This is a genomic window from Ekhidna sp. ABH4_415 (genome assembly GCF_056161305.1).
Genome location: NZ_JBSWYW010000003.1, coordinates 101,403 through 117,558 on the forward strand (window position 1 = coordinate 101,403; position 16,156 = coordinate 117,558).

Here is a 16,156-nt window from a genome sequence, read left to right on the forward strand (position 1 = left end):
TTTAATTTAAAACTGAATCGATGAACTACTGGTTGATTAAATCTGAACCCAACACCTTTTCATGGGATGACCTGGTGAAGCTTGGACGTGATCACTGGGATGGTGTCAGGAATTTCAAAGCTCGAAACAACATCAAGCAAATGAAGGTTGGAGACTTGTGTCTGTTTTATCACAGTGTGAATGAAAAAGCCATAGTTGGGATCGCAGAGGTGGTTAAAGAATATTATCAGGATCCGACCACTGATGATCATCGCTGGTATGTGATGGACGTGGTGCCAAAGGAAAAGCTTAAACGTCCGGTGACATTGGCAGAGGTTAAGGCGGATGAAAGGCTGAGTGAAATGCAGCTGGTAAAGTACTCAAGACTTTCAGTTCAAGCCGTAAAAAAAGAAGAATTCGATATCATCATAGAGATGAGCGAACGATAGGGGAGATAATAACGTAATTGTTTTATACATCTATGAAGAGATTTCTCATTATACTGATAGTCTTACCAATTCTTTCTTTTGGTCAGCGGAAAAAGGACAGAGATACAAGCGCTGTGATTCTTCAGCCCAACAGAATCGAGTTTGAAATGGAGCGTGAAGCTTCAGAGTTTTATGTTGTGCCCGGAGAACTGGATGGTATTTTGGTCGTGGAAGAAACCACAGAGACAGCCAAAGGCGGTGGCTATCAGTGGAAGCTTCACATGGTGGATACCGCTCTTCAAGTGGTTTGGTCTCAAATATTAGTTATTCCTTCAGATGGTTCACTTCTGGGCTATGAATATTTTGATGGAAAATTCTATTTACTCTTCAATAAAAGTAGATATCGGAGCGAGGATTTATTAGTTTATCAGCTTAGTGCAGAATCTGTGGACTATATCATGTATGAAATTACCACCGTATTTCCTATTGAAATAACTCATTTTGAGTCTGTTGGGGAGACGATCTTACTTGCCGGATATGCCAACTTCAGACCGGTTGTTATTACATACAATATCAATGACCGAATACCACGTGTTGTTCCTGGGTTTTATGATAACAAGAATGACATCCTGGATTTGGTGGTAGATAATGAGTCTCGATTATTCACCGTTATTTTATCTGAAAAAATGAGGAATAAAAAGTATACGGTGAGAGTGAAAACCTTTACAGATAAGGGGGATATTATTCAGGATAACCTTGTTAATCCGGGAGATCGCCGGAGTTTACTGGATGCTGCCAGCACCACTTTTGCGGGAGGTTTGCAATATCTGGCAGGGACACATTCGAAGAAATCCTTGCAATACAGCCAGGGTTTTTATCTAAGCAAATTCATCAATGGACAGCAACAGTTTAATAAGTATTTTCCTTTTGCCGACTTAAATAACTTTTTCGGGCATCTCAATCCTAAGAGGGAAAAGAGAATAAAGAATAGAATTGAGAGAAAACGCGCGAAAGGGAAAGTGAAGAAATTCAATTACCGACTGCTGGTACACAAAATTCTGGAAAGGGAAGGTGAGTACATCATGATTGCCGAAGCTTATTATCCGAGGTACAATTATTCGTCAAGCTCCAACAGCTATAGCCCTTATGGCACTTTTGGGAACTCTCCAGGATTTAGAAATAACCCGTACTTTTTAGGTTATAAATACACCCATGCAGTTGTCTTGGCCTTCGATCCAAACTGTAATATTATTTGGGATCAAACTTTCAAAATTGAAGATATTCAAACCTATTCGCTTGAAGAAAATGTTGTTGTGAGTGCTTCTGGTGATCGAGTAATCTTAATGTATCTTGAAGAAAATGAAATACGTTCGAAGGTGGTAGAAGGGAACGATATTGTGGAAGGCAGGACATTTAATCCTGTAAAACTGGCATTTGAGTCTGACGAGGTAAAAAATAGAGACCCAAGTGTAGAAGGACTGAAAAACTGGTACGATGAGACACTCTTCGCATTTGGCGAACAAAAGATTAAGAATCCGAATGGTGTTGCAGGTAAAACGCATCGAAGAGTTTTTTACATAAACAAAATTCAATACGACCTCAATAGAGAGTTCAATTGAATGATTACCATTACTTTTGCACGAATAATTACTCATGCAAAAGCGCCTGCTTTTCGATAGCCCACTACTGAAGGTCACAATCAGCCGGTTGTGTCAGCAACTCATTGAGGTTCATGAAGATTTTTCCCAGTCAGTTATTATTGGCATGCAGCCACGTGGAATCTATGTGGCTGAGCGAATAAAAACGGAGCTTACAAAGCTGATCAATAAGGATGTTCACCTTGGCTATCTTGATACCACATTTCATCGAGATGATTTTAGAAGACGAGATGAGCCTATCACAGCCAGTCAAACCAAAATACCTTTCTTAATAGAAAACAAAAATGTCATCCTAGTGGATGATGTCCTTTTTACAGGAAGAACCGTTCGTGCCGCATTGGATGCAATGAACACGTTTGGTAGGCCTGCCAAAGTGGAATTGCTCGTGTTGATTGATAGGCTGTACAGCAGAGACATTCCAGTAGAAGCTAACTATGTGGGTAGAAAGGTGAATACCATTCAGTCACAAAAGGTGCTGGTTGAGCTGGATGAGAAACAAAAAGAAGATCACATTTGGTTAATTACGAAAGAAGAATGAGTCAACTAAAAACCAAACATCTCTTAGGTATTAAAAACCTCGATAGAGAGGATATAGAACTCATTTTTCAGACAGCTACTAATTTCAAAGAAGTTATTAACCGACCTATCAAGAAAGTGCCATCGCTAAGAGATGTGACAGTGGCCAATGTTTTCTTCGAGAACTCCACCCGTACGAAGCTTTCTTTTGAACTGGCTGAAAAACGACTTTCTGCTGATGTGATCAATTTTTCTGCCTCAGGAAGCTCTGTAAAAAAAGGTGAGACGCTTCTAGATACAGTGAATAATATCCTCGCTATGAAGGTGGATATGGTTGTGATGAGGCACTCCAGCCCAGGAGCTCCTCATTTTCTTGCCAAACACATTGATGCAAATATCATTAATGCAGGAGATGGTACCCATGAACATCCCACTCAGGCGCTTTTGGATACGTTTTCCATTCATGAAAAGTGCGGTGGAGTAGAAGGAAAGAAAGTGGTAATCATTGGAGATATACTCCACTCCAGGGTAGCGCTCTCCAATATTTTTGCTCTTCAAGCATTAGGAGCTGAAGTAATGGTTTGTGGACCTGCAACGCTACTACCAAAACACATTGGTGAGCTTGGTGTAAAAGTAGAGACAAACATCCGAAAGGCATTGGAGTGGTGTGATATTGCAAATATCCTTCGAATCCAGCTGGAGCGGCAGCAAATGAAATACTTCCCATCACTGAGAGAGTATTCACGGTTTTTTGGTGTGAATAAGCAGCTCCTTGACTCACTCAAAAAAGAAATAACCATCATGCACCCGGGTCCAATCAATCGAGGTGTGGAAATCACCAGTGATGTGGCTGACTCAGAACATTCCATTATTCTCCAGCAAGTAGAAAATGGTGTTGCTGTGCGAATGGCAGTGCTTTACCTTCTCGCAGGAGTGGCTTGATTACTTTCCTACGTAATTAAATGGAGTAATAGCCTTCAACTCTTTTTTAATTTCATCAGACACATCCAGCGTGTCGATAAAGGATTGAATTGAACGCTCTGTTATTGCTTCATTCGTTCTGGTAAGCGCTTTCAATGCTTCGTAAGGTTTTGGATATCCTTCCCTCCTTAGAATCGTTTGTATTGCCTCAGCCACCACAGCCCAGTTGTCCTCCAGATCTGCACGGATTGCAGGCTCGTTTGCATTGATTTTAGAGAGTCCCTTTTCCAAAGAAAGTAATCCAATGAGACTATGTGCAATTGGAACTCCGATATTTCTTAATACAGTAGAATCAGTCAGATCACGTTGAAGTCTTGAAATAGGGAGTTTCGCACTAAGGTGTTCATATAGTGCATTTGCGATACCAAAATTGCCTTCTGCATTTTCAAAATCGATCGGATTCACTTTATGTGGCATGGCTGATGAACCAACTTCATTCTTTGCGATTGTTTGAGAGAAGTAATTCATGGAAATGTATTGCCACACGTCTCGACTAAAGTCAATGAGAATGGTATTAATACGCTTCAGGCCGTCAAAAAGCGCTGCGAGGTGATCATAGTGTTCAATTTGCGTGGTAGGGTAGCTACGCTTTAGTCCCAGTTTCTCACTCACAAACTTATCGCCAAATGCATGCCAGTTATAGTCCGGGTATGCGACATTATGTGCATTGAAATTTCCCGTGGCACCACCAAATTTAGCAGCATAAGGAACTTGCTTGAATAATTGTATCTGCTCTTTTAGCCGGACCGCAAATACGTTAATTTCTTTTCCTAGCCGGGTGGGAGATGCGGGCTGACCGTGTGTTTTAGCCAGCATAGGGATATCGCTCCACTGGTTTGATTTTGCTTCCAGTTCTGCCACTAAGGCTTCCAGTTTTGGAATAAAAACCTGCTCCAACGCATCTTTCAATGAAAGAGGGATGGATGTGTTGTTGATATCCTGTGAGGTTAACCCGAAGTGAATGAATTCTTTAAAGTCAGAGAGGCCTAGTTGGTCAAGCTTTTCTTTGATGAAATATTCAACCGCCTTCACATCATGATTGGTTGTCTTTTCAATCTCTTTAATTGCTTCGGCATCTTCCAGTGAAAATGATTCAAACACGTTAATGAGCTGATCATTTTTTTTAGTGTCGTAGTTTTTTAGTTGAGGAATTCCACTTTCACATAATGCGATGAAGTAAAGTATTTCAACTTTTACCCGATATTGAATGAGCGCTTTCTCGGAAAAGAAATCAGCAAGTTGAGAAACTTTGTTTCTATATCGGCCATCGATGGGAGATATACCCTCTAGTGGATTAAAATTCATGTGTTAAGTTGGTTTGCTCTTATCGGCACACGGAATTCGCATAATTCAAAATCATATCCAAATATGAGTTTCATAAATAATGCTCATTTCATGTAACTAACTGCTAAAAAAACGAACACAAAAGTACCGCATCATGTTTACTTGCCTGACCTCTACAGGCGAATTATCTTTGCGGCCTTAAAAATTGACGAAATGGCATTTTCATTATTCAAGAAGAAAAAGAACAAGAAAGACGATAGATACCAGACCTTAACAATCAGGGAGGTAGTAAATGTGGCGCAGGATGCTGTGAACCTAGTTTTTGAAAAGCCAGAGTCTTTTAATTATGAGCCCGGGCAGTTCATTACCTTGATCAAGGAGGTAAATGGGAAAAAAATCCGAAGGGCTTATTCGCTATGTACGACTCCATTTGAAGACGAATTCCCTGCTGTAACGGTAAAACGCGTAGAAGGTGGGGCCATGTCGAATGATTTAAATGATCACGCCAAAGTGGGTGATCAAATACAAATCATGGAGCCAATGGGAATGTTCACTACGGATTACAGCGAAACCAATCAGCGTCATGCCGTATTTTTTGGTGGAGGAAGTGGAATTACACCTTTAATGTCGATCATACGCTCGATTCTTTTAAAAGAACCTAACAGCAAAACCACTTTGATATATGGAAACAGAAGAAAGGAGTTTGTCATATTTAAAGAATTGATTGCTGAGTTGGAAAATAAATACCCGGATAGATTTAAGATCATTCATATTCTGGAAGAAGGGGAGGCGGATTATAATGGAAGGCCCACTCCAGATATGATTGGAGAAATCTGTAAGGGAGCTGATGTTGATAAAGACACAGAATTCTATATATGTGGACCGCAACCTATGATGGATGTGGTAGCGGATGGCCTAAGAAAAACGAATGTTGATCAAAACAAAATCCGAATGGAGAGTTTTGAAGCTGGTAAAACTTCTCCGACAGAAATTATAGATAAGGAAGGATCCTCTGAGAGTGAAGTAACCATTTTATTGGATGGAGAAGAGTATTCTATTACGGTGAAAAAAAATGCTTCAGTGCTTGATACTGCGCTTGACAATGATCTGGATATGCCATATTCGTGTCAGAGTGGACTTTGTACTGCTTGTAGAGGGAAATGTGTGGAAGGTAAGATCAGCATTGATGAAGCGGAAGGACTTTCTCAGGAGGAGTTGGATGAAGGGTATGTACTTACCTGTGTTGGCAAGCCTTTAACGGATACTGTAAGGGTTGAGATTGGTTAAGCCTTCTCGAATTTAAGGTTAAATGTGGTGCCCTCCCCCAGTTTGCTTTGGCACTTGATTTCACCACCCATCGCTATTACAAATTTATAGGCAATGGATAGCCCCAAACCGGTTGATCTTTCTTGTTCAGTCGGTTTGGAACTAAGTGTAGTATACGCTTTGAAAAGATTTTTTTGTTCCTCTTCAGAAATACCTGGTCCCTGATCTTTCACCACAATTTCGTGATGATTATTTTCAGAAAGCAGGGAAACTTCAATCTGTTTTCCACGGTCAGAGAATTTGATTGCGTTTGAGAGTAAGTTATCAATCACCTGCACCAGATAGTTAGGGTCTACATTCGCAAATCGTTCATCAGATTTATCAATGTTATCAATGATTGCAATCTGCTTTTGAGAGGCAATCACATCAAAATTATGAATGGATGAATAGGTAAGATCCGTGAGATTCGTCTTTTCCAGCTTCAAATTCACTTTCATATTCTCAATCGCACTGATATCCAATACACGATCAATCATATCTCGCATTCGCTCAGAAGACGTCTCCAATAGCTCCACATATTTTTCGAGATTCTTGTCTTTACTTTTAGCAACCACATCCTGGAAAAGCGGCATCAATCCAACGATCATATTTAGAGGATTCCTGAGATCATGAGCCACAATTCCCATGAGTTTGTTTTTTTCATCATTGAGCCATCTCAGCTTTTTGTTCCTTTTTTGAATGATGTAATAGGATCTTCCTAGCGTGGCAGCTAAAAGAAAAAATAATACCAATGCCAACGTGATGAGTCTGTTCTGGTAAGTTTTAGCTTGTATTTCATTAGCAAATTTTTTCTCAGACTCCATTCGCTCTTGCTCCATTTTAGCTACTTGTTTTCTGAATTCGTATTCCGAAGCAAGCTGCATAGCTTTTTCTACGTTTTTAGCTTCATAGAGAGAATCGACAAGTGATTGATAAGCCTCCAGGTAATTCATCGCTTGTGAAGTATTATTATACTTCTTATGAAATTTGTAGAGCTCGAAGAGTATTCCCTTAGTTTCGTTTTTCATGTTTGAAGCTTTGCTGATACTTAGAGATTTCGAAAAGGCCTCTTCCGCTTTTGGGGCGTTCCCTTTTGCGGAGTGTAGCATACCAAGGTCTTTATAAACTGAGGTAAGTATGGCAGCATCTTCGCACATTTCTCCTGTGGAGAGGGCTTGATTCAGCACGATTTCTGCCGTATCTAATTTATCAAGTGCGATATATACAGCGCCTAATCCCTCTAATGGATAGCTTTCGAAACATGGATAGATTTCTGACAAGTCAATTTCAAGCGACCGCTTAAGGAAATTGATTGCGCGAGCAGTATCGCCATTTTTAAGGTGTATGTAAGAAAGATTATTAAGCAGAGTAGCCTCATTTTCATCCATGTTGTTGATTCTTGCTTTTTCCAAAGCATCCCCGTAGTATTCCATGGATTTTTGGGTGTTGTTCATCTCATCATAGATCACACCCATGTTATTGCTAATCAGGATTTCATTATCAATATCGTCTGTTTGGATAGCTATTTCCCTTGCCTTAAGGTAACTATCAAGGGCCTCAGAGTACATCCCGCTTTGATCATATATAATCCCGATTAGATTGAGTAATTGACCTATTTTCTTTTTATGACTACCACTTTCGTATGCGTTTTTTGCTTTATGGGCCCATTTCAGGGCTTTTACATTTTGTCCCCTAATGTTGTAAATATTTGCTAGCGAATATGCTGAATTGCCTAACTCTAAAAAGTGTTCATATTCTTCTGCCAATGCAATGGATTGCTCATAGGCACTTGTCGCAGAGTCAGTTGTACCATATACTTCATTTACGATTCCCTTGATATACAAAGCGTTGGTTGCATGCTTAGTGAAATCGTTTTCAAGATACCTGTTTGCCCCTCTGTTAATCAGGGTGATTCCGGAATCCAGGTCGTAATCTGCCAAAAAGAGTCCATAGACAGCTTCTGATCGGGCAATATACTTTGGGTAGGAAATTGATTTGCTTAGCTGGTATGCTTTCCGGGCAGCCTCTAAACTTGAACTACCTTGTATTTCATACGCAAGATCAATCAATAAACTAATCTTGGTCGTATCGTATTCAGCAGCTTCAATTTCAGCCTTTAAACTGTCTATTGTAGTCTTCTGAGCGGATAGCCCCGAAAAAATAAAACAAAAAAAAACAGTGAGGTGCTTGTAATGAATCATAATTTGTAAAGCCGGTCTTTCAAATATAAACTTTTGAACATCTGTAATGAAATGAACCGCTCAACACTTTTTAATCATCATGGTCTTAACATTATGTATTATGTTATAATTAACATACCCTCTGAGTTACTGTTTTTTCTTCAGCCTACCGTTTTCCATTAATGCTTTATGGATAATCCATTCAATCTGTCCGTTAGTAGAGCGAAATTCATCAGCAGCCCATTTTTCAAGGGCTTTCATGGTGTCTTCGTTAAGTCTTAATGCAAATGGTTTCTTCTTAGCCATCTATTCCCCAGTTTTCTTTCAATCGCTTCACCGCCTGTTTCATTGCTTCTGGTTTTTGTGTGCCTATTAACAACTGCTTTCCATTGGATAAAATCAATTGTAATCCTTGATTTCCTACCACATTCATAGCTCGTCCCTTTCCTGGCCGTATGCGATAGCCCCAACCTCCATATTCCCAAATAGGTTCGTATTTTCGAACATATGCCTCTTTTATGTCAGTTTGGGTTAGCCTTTTCTCACTATTTACAAAGGGAGGGTATCTATAATAAATGGCTCCTTCATCGATAGTGACATAGAGTTTTGAATAAATGAAAAGCATGACTACCCCGAAGCAAACCACCGCAGCGATAACTACGCCAATGATACCTTCATTCGATTCTTTATCCAGCCAAATAGGAATAGCAGCACCAAGAGTGGCAAGAGCGGACACTCCGATTACAAGATAGAATAGCCAGGTGCCAACAAAACTCTGCTCTTCTTTGAATAAAATCTTTCCTTTCATCTTGTAAAACTTTATTTGTCTCTTTCCAGCATCACAATCAGTGAACCGTGATCAGAGGTAAAACTGTTAATTTTCCACCCTTGACTTACGGCTTCTTGTAGTCGTCTTTCAAAGCGTTCCACTTTTTCAAAAGCTTTTTGTTTTACGAACTTGTAGTTGTTCATTTTTTAGTGATTTAGCGTTCCTGAGTTAACGACCGGAGCTACATCCTTGTCTGCACATAGTACCACCATTAGATTGCTGACCATCGCAGCTTTTTTTTCTTCATCAAGATCAATGACTTCTTTTTCATTGAGTTGATCCAGCGCCATTTCTACCATACTGACAGCTCCTTCCACGATTTTATGCCGAGCTGCAACTATGGCTGTTGCTTGCTGTCTTCTTAGCATTGCACTGGCGATTTCCTGGGCGTACGCCAAATAGCCGATTCGTGCTTCCAGGATCTCGATACCGGCAATAGCCAATCGCTCATCGAGTTCTTTTTCTAAATCTTCGTTCACTTCCTTGATCCCTGATCGCAAAGTGACTTCAGCCTGCTCATCGTCAAAATTATCGTATGGGTACGTACCAGCGAGTTTTCTTACAGCAGCATCTGTTTGTACCCGTACGAAGTTTTCATAATCATCTACTTCAAAAGCCGCAGCAAACGTGTCTTTAACTCGCCATACCAGGATTACTGAAATCATGATTGGGTTACCAATGCTGTCATTCACTTTGATGCGCTCACTGTCAAAATTTCTCGCTCGGAGGCTGATTCTCTTCTTAGCGTAAAAAGGATTAACCCAGTAAAATCCGTTTGTACGTACTGTACCAATATATTTCCCAAAAAGAACAAGCACACGAGATCCATTTGGGTTGACATAGAAAAAGCCAGGGATCATTAGGAGCCATGGTATCAATAGTAAAAGCCAGATCGGGTTATGTGTGGTGCTAATTAAAGCAATAAAGCTCGCCAGAATTGCGAAATTGATAAACAGGCCTAAGTAGCCGGAGGTGGGTGTTGTGGTTTTTTCTTGTGATTGCATAGTGGTAATAATTAAAGTTTTTTAATGAATGTGATCATACCTGTCATCAGGCCATCACTAAGCGGAAGCTCAGGATTATTGTAGGTAGCCATATTAACTGCCGGATCTGCCGGTGCATTCTTTAACACATGGTTCATTCCCTCTATGATTAATAAATCTGCTTTAGGGTATGCTATCTTAAGGCTGTCGGCTTGACTTACCTCAATTTGAATATCCGTTGTACCATTAATGATCAGTACAGGGATGTTAAGCTTTTTGATTTCCTCTGCTGGAGAGTAGGAAATGTAAGATTTTAAGAATGGCTGGATTGCAGGTCCGAATAGTGATATTAGGTATGGATTGAATTTATTAACGGTGTATCCTGCTTTCATTGAGTCGATATTAATACGGGCGTCTTCAGCTAAAACAGGAGATTGAGCGCCTAACTGACGAATGATTGCTTCTCCGGCATCTTCAGCTAGTCCAGCGAGAGAAATAAAGCCAACGACGTTCTCATTGTCTTGAGCAGCCATCATACCTACCAACGATCCCTGGCTATGACCAGCAATAATGAGTTTTTTATAACCTTCCTTGGTTAAAAAATTGAGCCAGCTCTTCGCATCCTCTACAAAATGCTCAAAACGCAAGTTGGTTTGATCTTCAACTGCTTCTTTACTGGCGGCAATACCTCTTTTGTCTGTTCTTAAAACGGCATAACCAGCATTTGAAAGCTCATAAGCGACCATTTTCAATGAATTGTTCGTAAAGCCGAGTGCATTGTTTCCATTTCGGTCGGTCGGCCCTGAGCCAGCGATAAGGAGAATTGCAGTATTTGTTTTGGAGTCAGGAATGCTAAGCGTCCCTTTTAGTTTATCCATTTGCACCTCTTTCTCTGTGAATTGCTGACCAGTGACAGAAAGAATGATGAATAGACAGGTGAGTGTAAATATTGATTTCATTAATGATATTAAAATGATATCAAAGTAATATACGTTTAAAATTTTAGAATGGTTATCATTCAATTATTTCATTCATTTGCATAATGAAGAATCAGAACTTCAATTGGAAGGATTATCATCATCAGATCTACCAGATTTATCATGGTATGATTGCCTTGACGCTTGTGCCATTTGCTTTACTTTTTCTCGAATGGGATTCCGGGAGTGCACAGATCGATATTTCTTATAGCAGCACTTTTTTCATTTTAACCTTGCAGTTGTTGTGGCCCATTGGATTTGCTTGTTGGTATGTATGGAAAGGGGAGAGGGTTCAACGAAAAACATCAGATGATGTGGTTTTGGAAGAAAAGTTGAAAGAGTTTAAAAGAATTAATCTCTACAAATACCTTTTGCTGGCGTTTGCTGGGTGTCTTGCAGCTCTTGCTATGTGGTTACAGCCATCTTTCATTTTTGTCATTGCGTATCTGGGAGTATTGGTGCAATATTCCTTTCTGAGACCATCTGAAGATAAAATTGTGAGAGATATGCAGTTAACAAAGGATGATCGAAGGAAAATGCATGAAAGTGCATAAAAAAAGCACCACAATTCGCGGTGCTCTCAGTTGATTCTTAATGTTCCTTACAATGTAATTCCAAAAGTAATGGCGTTCAATGCTGCATTATTACCTTCATCGTTGAGTGGACCTCTGCCTGCAGAGAACACTTCATTCAGGTCATAGGTTGCAAAAAGCTCAACACCTTTCCAGCCTACTTGTGCTCTCAGTCCGTAGCGGAAATTTTCCAGGAAGAAATTATCACGTTCCTTATCTTTCTCCTTGCTGCCATCCTCCTTGAACTTAAACTTGGTATGACTGCCAATTCTGTAGCCTGCATATCCACCTACGCCAAAACGAAATCCTTTTCTCGAATATTTCTTTATTCTCAGCCCTCCGGATTCATAGCTGGTGATTTTTCTTCTACCGCGCGAAAAATCAAACATAGGAACCACAGTGGCATTGATGTAAGATGCTGTGAGTTTACTTTTTTGGCCGCTGATCTCTGGTGGAGTAGGGTTAAATTCTATCCTTTCTGATCCCTCCTGAATGATATAATCTGCATCTTCTAGTTTCCAGTTATACCAGCTTATACCCAGCCCCCACTCAAGAAAAACCGGCCCGGTCACCCAGGTTCTGTTGACGCTATTCAAGGCCACATACCAGGAGCCGAATGGTTTAACTGAATATGGTGCATTGTTCGCATCAGGAAATGAACCATCTTCCAGCCAGTTGTTAAGTCCAATATCTATATTGAAATGGTGCGATGTTCTGTCAACCCGTTCAGCTTCGTAGGTTACTTTTTTGCTGGTGTCCCAGTCATCTTCATCCCAATCATCCATTTCATCAGGATCAACATCTACTTCTACACCTCCAAGCTTTATCCTTACCTCATCATCATTGATCTTCCAGTCTTTCATTTCTACTTCATCGTCATCATTGACATAGGCTTTTCCTTCACTTATTTCCAGATACTCTACACTGTCGGAAAGTTGAGCATTTAGATCTTTGATCATCTGATTGATGTCATAGTTTTCCAACGTAGCTAAATCTTCTCTGCTTTTAGTCACAATTACGATTTTGCTATTGTTATTTAGTTCGATAATCACTGTATCCTGCTTTGGGTCTTTTAATCCATCGGAATCGAATGCCATAGTTGGAATAAACAACGCCATCAGCAATAGCATTAAAAATGATTTCATCAGAGTATTTATCTTTAGTCTTTTCATTGTCCTTCGTTTTTATAATGAGCTTCTGTCCTTTTTCTTTAATCCACCATTAAGCAGATTGTCTTTGGCGGTTTTGATGTCCGCCAACATATCTCCCGGGTCAATTTTTTCAGTAAATGCGATGAATTTTTTCAGCATTCCAGTCGTATCCGTTTTTTGAACGTTCTCTTTCGACGTTGCTTCGGATGACGCGATATATGTAATTTTTACCGCTCTAAATTCTGCTTTTGCTGGCTCTTCGGTCACCTCCTCAATGATTTGAGGCTCCTCGATCTCTTCCATCGCAACCATCGTTTTGTTTTCTACCTCCATTATAGGTAGTTGCTCCTGCTCTTCTACTTTAGGAACCTCTTGATTATTTACAGCGAACTGTGGCCGGGCTTGAGGTTTTCTCAATGGTTTTTTGATCTGCTGCTTTTCTTCAGCCTCTTTGATCACCGGCATTACAAAATCCGACATATTCACCGGGCTTGGTGCGTCTACCTCTGAGGCGATAGGTGTTAATTGCTGCTCAGGAGTAGCTTCTGGCCAAACTATCCATGAAACAAGCAGCAGGGAAACGGATGCGGCCACCCAGTATATTACAGGTGTTCTATTGGGTCGAATTTGTTTTTCAACCTGAGACCATGCGTTGGAAGATGGTTTCACCTCCAGTTGGTCTAGTTTTTCCCTAAATAACCGATCAATGTTTTGTTGATCCATTGGTAATCTTATTTTCAAGTTCTTTTTCAATGTCTGCCAGCTTGGTTTGCAACCATTTCCTGGCCCTGCTCAGCTGAGATTTTGAAGTATTTTCGCTGATGTTCAGCTGCTTCGCAATCTCAGCATGACTATATCCCTCTATCGCATAGAGGTTAAATACTGTCCTGTATCCAACAGGCAGTTCTCCAATCAATTTTAAAAGGTCTTCCTGACTGAGTGAATCTTCCATCACACTCAAATCCGGATGATCAGAGACCGATTCAATATCCGATTCAAGAGACATATTCCTGTTTTTTCGGATGTACATCAGGCAATCATTTACAATGATCCGCCTTACCCAGCCCTCAAAGCTTCCTTCACTTTTAAACTGATCCAGTTTTTCAAATACTTTTACTATGCCTCCGATCATAATATGTTCAGCTTCTTCTCTGTCTCTTATGTATCTGAGGCAAACTCCCAACATTTTGGGAGCCAGTCGATCGTACAAACCACGCTGCGCTGAAGCCTTACCCTTCCGGCAGCCTTCCAGCAATTCTTCTTCGGTTAGTGACTTATTTATTCGCAGCATGGTTTTGACCTTCATGGGGTAGATGCAGCGATGCTGCCATTGGTTGCGTCAGGGTGAAAATATTTAAATAAAAAAAGTCGGCAAATGCCGACTTCTTGAAAATCTATAATTTTTTACAATCCTATTCATTGTCATGATGAATATGATGCCGATGAAATCTGTTCTGTCTTTTAAGGAGAAACCTCCACACACTTGTCCACATATCATCAAAGGCGTAATGGATGATATTCTTGAAATTGAGCCAGTTGTCTCTTTTCTTTTTCATGGTTGACAGTGTAACTGATTGATAATCAAATGTACATTTTTTAACGAAAAAAAAATATTTATGGTTGCGGATATTGAAATACCTCGGAATGTTCTAACAAGAATCTTAGAATAATTCTAAACAAAATTGTGACCGATTATAAAAAAAGAGGGGCCAGTAGTAACCCTGTACCCCTCTATAAAGTATGAAGAGGAATACAAGAATAGAGTAGCACCAACCTGAATAATTGTAAAAAAAACTGAAACTTTTTTATCTGTAAAAAAGAAGATTTTTCTCACTGATCAGGGTTTGTAGCTTTATCGTTTGTTATAACCTTAATAACTCAAAGTGAATTGGATAATGATTGCAATAGGTCTTACCCTGTTAGGGATAGCCCTGATCTGGTATACAAAATACCGACCCAGGCCAGGAGCTGAGGCGAAAACAAATGAAGATGAGGAGGAGTTGCGGTTAATCTACAATAAGACCATAGCCCTTATATCAAATGAGAAGTATTATTTAAATAAGAGTGTGAAACTTTCGGATCTCGCTTCTGAGTTGACCTACAATGAGCGACAGGTTTCCAGGGCAATAAATCGTTTCAGCAATGGCAATTTCAATAAATTCATAAACTCTTTTCGTATCGAGTACTCAAAAGAGCTTCTTTCAGGCGGTCAGTTCGATCATTATACAATTGAAGCGATTGCCGATGAATGCGGTTTTTCTAATAAAGTATCCTTCTACAATGCCTTTAAAAGCGAAACAGGGATGTCGCCAACTCAATTTAGAGAAGTAAAACAATCCAGTTAGGTTTTCCCCTAAGTTTATTTATTAGATAAGTAAAAAAGCGTGATCCTTTATATAAAGAATCACGATTGTTAACATATGTGACTGAAAATCAATAGGTAGGAGGGTGGTTTAATACGTTTTGGTTGAAACTCTAAATGTCACCAAGATGTACACTCAAGAACTAGGACTAACTGAAAAACTGGCTATTGTGGTAGATTTCTTCCAGATAACAGCAGACGTATTGAAAGGGTATTACACACTAATCCCTGATAATAATGCTGAAATAATTATTCCAATTAGTGGAAACCTCACATTCAAATGCATTGGAAGCGTGAGACCGCTCACCTTTTTGGTGGGAAAAAGTTATTTCCTAATGCCCAGGCGAAAGGGAGCTGTCATTCCACTTTCGGTTAAATCAAATTGTCTTATAATCAAGGTAAATCCAATTTATGCTAAAAAGATTTCGGATAATCTCAACGAGATCTCATATGGTGTATTCGATCTTGGTTTAGATAAGAATGGGCTAGAGAGGCTGTGTAAGGGGTTTGACCTAACGGATAAGTATAAACTGAGTGATCGACTTGAAGATCTCTTAGATGGCAGCTCTGGCTTTTTTGAGTATAATATGATCATAGTTGATGCCATAGACCAAATCCGAGAAAGCAATGGCACTGTGTCGGTTAAAGAGATATATACAAAGCTCAGAGTTAGCAAATCAAAACTTGAACAGCACTTCAATAGAGAAATTGGATTGACTCCCAAAGAGTTCTGCAAAGTTCAGAAGATCAATTATTTCATTAATTCCTACAGGGAAAATGGAGATATTAGTCTAACGGAATTGACCTACCATTGCGGATATTATGATCAGTCGCATTTAATAAAGGATTTTAAGTACTTTCTGGATGCAAGTCCTCGTAAATTTTTTGGGAATTATACTTTGATATAGTTCCTATATTATCATTTGAAATTTAAAAAAGGGGCTTAAGCCC

19 protein-coding genes are annotated in these 16,156 nt (G+C 39.7%); 8 read left to right on the top strand and 11 right to left on the bottom strand.

From position 1 onward, the window contains the following. Window positions 1–20: 20 nt before the first annotated feature. The 4 genes from ACXAH9_RS05685 to ACXAH9_RS05700 are packed head-to-tail and all read left to right on the top strand — an operon-like array spanning window position 21 to window position 3,523. The gene (locus ACXAH9_RS05685) at window positions 21–428 is read left to right on the top strand and encodes an EVE domain-containing protein (protein ID WP_474893894.1); all 408 of its coding nucleotides are present in this window, start codon (window positions 21–23) and stop codon (window positions 426–428) included. 32 nt (window positions 429–460) lie between these two features. Further along, on the top strand, window positions 461–2,026 hold the full coding sequence (locus tag ACXAH9_RS05690; RefSeq protein WP_474893895.1) for a hypothetical protein: 1,566 nt from the start codon (window positions 461–463) through the stop codon (window positions 2,024–2,026). Between the two features lie 34 nt (window positions 2,027–2,060). Then, complete coding sequence (gene pyrR, locus ACXAH9_RS05695; protein ID WP_474893896.1) at window positions 2,061–2,603, top strand: bifunctional pyr operon transcriptional regulator/uracil phosphoribosyltransferase PyrR; 543 nt, start codon at window positions 2,061–2,063, stop codon at window positions 2,601–2,603. Further along, on the top strand, window positions 2,600–3,523 hold the full coding sequence (locus tag ACXAH9_RS05700) for an aspartate carbamoyltransferase catalytic subunit (RefSeq protein ID WP_474893897.1): 924 nt from the start codon (window positions 2,600–2,602) through the stop codon (window positions 3,521–3,523). The genes pyrR and ACXAH9_RS05700 overlap by 4 nt, the downstream gene beginning before the upstream one ends. Here the strand turns inward: ACXAH9_RS05700 and purB are convergent, their stop codons facing one another. Further along, window positions 3,524–4,867: an adenylosuccinate lyase gene (purB, locus tag ACXAH9_RS05705; RefSeq protein WP_474893898.1), complete on the bottom strand. Its 1,344-nt coding sequence runs from the start codon at window positions 4,865–4,867 to the stop codon at window positions 3,524–3,526. It abuts the gene before it with no gap. A 192-nt stretch (window positions 4,868–5,059) separates the two neighbouring features. Between purB and ACXAH9_RS05710 the strand changes: the two genes are divergently transcribed. Beyond that, complete coding sequence (locus ACXAH9_RS05710) at window positions 5,060–6,133, top strand: 2Fe-2S iron-sulfur cluster-binding protein (RefSeq protein ID WP_474893899.1); 1,074 nt, start codon at window positions 5,060–5,062, stop codon at window positions 6,131–6,133. Here ACXAH9_RS05710 and ACXAH9_RS05715 read toward each other — a convergent pair. The 6 genes from ACXAH9_RS05715 to ACXAH9_RS05740 all read right to left on the bottom strand — a co-directional run bounded on the left by ACXAH9_RS05715 (window position 6,130) and on the right by ACXAH9_RS05740 (window position 11,102). After that, on the bottom strand, window positions 6,130–8,352 hold the full coding sequence (locus ACXAH9_RS05715; protein ID WP_474893900.1) for a tetratricopeptide repeat protein: 2,223 nt from the start codon (window positions 8,350–8,352) through the stop codon (window positions 6,130–6,132). The genes ACXAH9_RS05710 and ACXAH9_RS05715 overlap by 4 nt on opposite strands. 126 nt (window positions 8,353–8,478) lie before the next feature. Continuing rightward, window positions 8,479–8,637, bottom strand: a complete 159-nt coding sequence (locus ACXAH9_RS05720; protein ID WP_474893901.1) for a type II toxin-antitoxin system antitoxin — start codon at window positions 8,635–8,637, stop codon at window positions 8,479–8,481. Continuing rightward, the gene (locus ACXAH9_RS05725; protein ID WP_474893902.1) at window positions 8,630–9,139 is read right to left on the bottom strand and encodes a hypothetical protein; all 510 of its coding nucleotides are present in this window, start codon (window positions 9,137–9,139) and stop codon (window positions 8,630–8,632) included. Before ACXAH9_RS05725 ends, ACXAH9_RS05720 begins: the two co-directional genes overlap by 8 nt. A gap of 11 nt (window positions 9,140–9,150) precedes the next feature. After that, entirely contained in the window at window positions 9,151–9,303 is a 153-nt protein-coding gene (locus ACXAH9_RS05730) for a hypothetical protein (protein ID WP_474893903.1), read from the bottom strand. A 3-nt stretch (window positions 9,304–9,306) separates the two neighbouring features. Continuing rightward, the gene (locus ACXAH9_RS05735; RefSeq protein WP_474893904.1) at window positions 9,307–10,164 is read right to left on the bottom strand and encodes an SPFH domain-containing protein; all 858 of its coding nucleotides are present in this window, start codon (window positions 10,162–10,164) and stop codon (window positions 9,307–9,309) included. 11 nt (window positions 10,165–10,175) lie between these two features. Then, the gene (locus ACXAH9_RS05740) at window positions 10,176–11,102 is read right to left on the bottom strand and encodes an alpha/beta hydrolase (RefSeq protein ID WP_474893905.1); all 927 of its coding nucleotides are present in this window, start codon (window positions 11,100–11,102) and stop codon (window positions 10,176–10,178) included. A gap of 83 nt (window positions 11,103–11,185) precedes the next feature. On the opposite strand from ACXAH9_RS05740, the gene ACXAH9_RS05745 reads away from it, so the two are divergent. Beyond that, window positions 11,186–11,674, top strand: coding sequence for a hypothetical protein (locus ACXAH9_RS05745; RefSeq protein WP_474893906.1), 489 nt, complete (start codon window positions 11,186–11,188; stop codon window positions 11,672–11,674). 47 nt (window positions 11,675–11,721) lie between these two features. Here ACXAH9_RS05745 and ACXAH9_RS05750 read toward each other — a convergent pair whose 3' ends face one another. The 4 genes from ACXAH9_RS05750 to ACXAH9_RS05765 form a co-directional block, all read right to left on the bottom strand. Continuing rightward, window positions 11,722–12,864, bottom strand: coding sequence for a hypothetical protein (locus tag ACXAH9_RS05750; protein WP_474893907.1), 1,143 nt, complete (start codon window positions 12,862–12,864; stop codon window positions 11,722–11,724). A 12-nt stretch (window positions 12,865–12,876) separates the two neighbouring features. Then, complete coding sequence (locus ACXAH9_RS05755) at window positions 12,877–13,566, bottom strand: hypothetical protein (RefSeq protein WP_474893908.1); 690 nt, start codon at window positions 13,564–13,566, stop codon at window positions 12,877–12,879. Beyond that, window positions 13,547–14,134: an RNA polymerase sigma factor gene (locus ACXAH9_RS05760; protein ID WP_474893909.1), complete on the bottom strand. Its 588-nt coding sequence runs from the start codon at window positions 14,132–14,134 to the stop codon at window positions 13,547–13,549. The genes ACXAH9_RS05755 and ACXAH9_RS05760 overlap by 20 nt, the downstream gene beginning before the upstream one ends. Window positions 14,135–14,255: 121 nt before the next feature. Next, window positions 14,256–14,399 carry a hypothetical protein gene (locus ACXAH9_RS05765; RefSeq protein ID WP_474893910.1) on the bottom strand — a complete coding sequence of 48 codons (144 nt, stop codon included), beginning with the start codon at window positions 14,397–14,399 and terminating at the stop codon, window positions 14,256–14,258. Between the two features lie 327 nt (window positions 14,400–14,726). Here ACXAH9_RS05765 and ACXAH9_RS05770 point away from each other — a divergent pair, with 327 nt between their 5' ends. Both ACXAH9_RS05770 and ACXAH9_RS05775 read left to right on the top strand, forming a co-directional pair. Further along, window positions 14,727–15,188, top strand: coding sequence for a helix-turn-helix domain-containing protein (locus tag ACXAH9_RS05770; protein WP_474893911.1), 462 nt, complete (start codon window positions 14,727–14,729; stop codon window positions 15,186–15,188). 145 nt (window positions 15,189–15,333) lie between these two features. Then, window positions 15,334–16,113 (top strand): helix-turn-helix domain-containing protein, encoded by a 780-nt coding sequence (locus ACXAH9_RS05775; RefSeq protein WP_474893912.1) that lies wholly within the window; start codon window positions 15,334–15,336, stop codon window positions 16,111–16,113. The last annotated feature ends 43 nt before the right edge of the window (window positions 16,114–16,156 follow it).

What these genes read in the sequence shown, in the direction of transcription:
- ACXAH9_RS05760 (WP_474893909.1), bottom strand. Translation starts at nt 14,134, where the DNA reads ATGCTGCGAATAAATAAGTCACTAACCGAAGAAGAATTGCTGGAAGGC.
- ACXAH9_RS05685 (WP_474893894.1), top strand. Translation starts at nt 21, where the DNA reads ATGAACTACTGGTTGATTAAATCTGAACCCAACACCTTTTCATGGGAT.
- pyrR (WP_474893896.1), top strand. Translation starts at nt 2,061, where the DNA reads ATGCAAAAGCGCCTGCTTTTCGATAGCCCACTACTGAAGGTCACAATC.
- ACXAH9_RS05775 (WP_474893912.1), top strand. Translation starts at nt 15,334, where the DNA reads ATGTACACTCAAGAACTAGGACTAACTGAAAAACTGGCTATTGTGGTA.
- ACXAH9_RS05725 (WP_474893902.1), bottom strand. Translation starts at nt 9,139, where the DNA reads ATGAAAGGAAAGATTTTATTCAAAGAAGAGCAGAGTTTTGTTGGCACC.
- ACXAH9_RS05720 (WP_474893901.1), bottom strand. Translation starts at nt 8,637, where the DNA reads ATGGCTAAGAAGAAACCATTTGCATTAAGACTTAACGAAGACACCATG.
- ACXAH9_RS05730 (WP_474893903.1), bottom strand. Translation starts at nt 9,303, where the DNA reads ATGAACAACTACAAGTTCGTAAAACAAAAAGCTTTTGAAAAAGTGGAA.
- ACXAH9_RS05715 (WP_474893900.1), bottom strand. Translation starts at nt 8,352, where the DNA reads ATGATTCATTACAAGCACCTCACTGTTTTTTTTTGTTTTATTTTTTCG.
- ACXAH9_RS05735 (WP_474893904.1), bottom strand. Translation starts at nt 10,164, where the DNA reads ATGCAATCACAAGAAAAAACCACAACACCCACCTCCGGCTACTTAGGC.
- ACXAH9_RS05710 (WP_474893899.1), top strand. Translation starts at nt 5,060, where the DNA reads ATGGCATTTTCATTATTCAAGAAGAAAAAGAACAAGAAAGACGATAGA.
- ACXAH9_RS05740 (WP_474893905.1), bottom strand. Translation starts at nt 11,102, where the DNA reads ATGAAATCAATATTTACACTCACCTGTCTATTCATCATTCTTTCTGTC.
- ACXAH9_RS05690 (WP_474893895.1), top strand. Translation starts at nt 461, where the DNA reads ATGAAGAGATTTCTCATTATACTGATAGTCTTACCAATTCTTTCTTTT.
- ACXAH9_RS05755 (WP_474893908.1), bottom strand. Translation starts at nt 13,566, where the DNA reads ATGGATCAACAAAACATTGATCGGTTATTTAGGGAAAAACTAGACCAA.
- ACXAH9_RS05750 (WP_474893907.1), bottom strand. Translation starts at nt 12,864, where the DNA reads ATGAAAAGACTAAAGATAAATACTCTGATGAAATCATTTTTAATGCTA.
- purB (WP_474893898.1), bottom strand. Translation starts at nt 4,867, where the DNA reads ATGAATTTTAATCCACTAGAGGGTATATCTCCCATCGATGGCCGATAT.
- ACXAH9_RS05765 (WP_474893910.1), bottom strand. Translation starts at nt 14,399, where the DNA reads ATGAAAAAGAAAAGAGACAACTGGCTCAATTTCAAGAATATCATCCAT.
- ACXAH9_RS05700 (WP_474893897.1), top strand. Translation starts at nt 2,600, where the DNA reads ATGAGTCAACTAAAAACCAAACATCTCTTAGGTATTAAAAACCTCGAT.
- ACXAH9_RS05745 (WP_474893906.1), top strand. Translation starts at nt 11,186, where the DNA reads ATGAAGAATCAGAACTTCAATTGGAAGGATTATCATCATCAGATCTAC.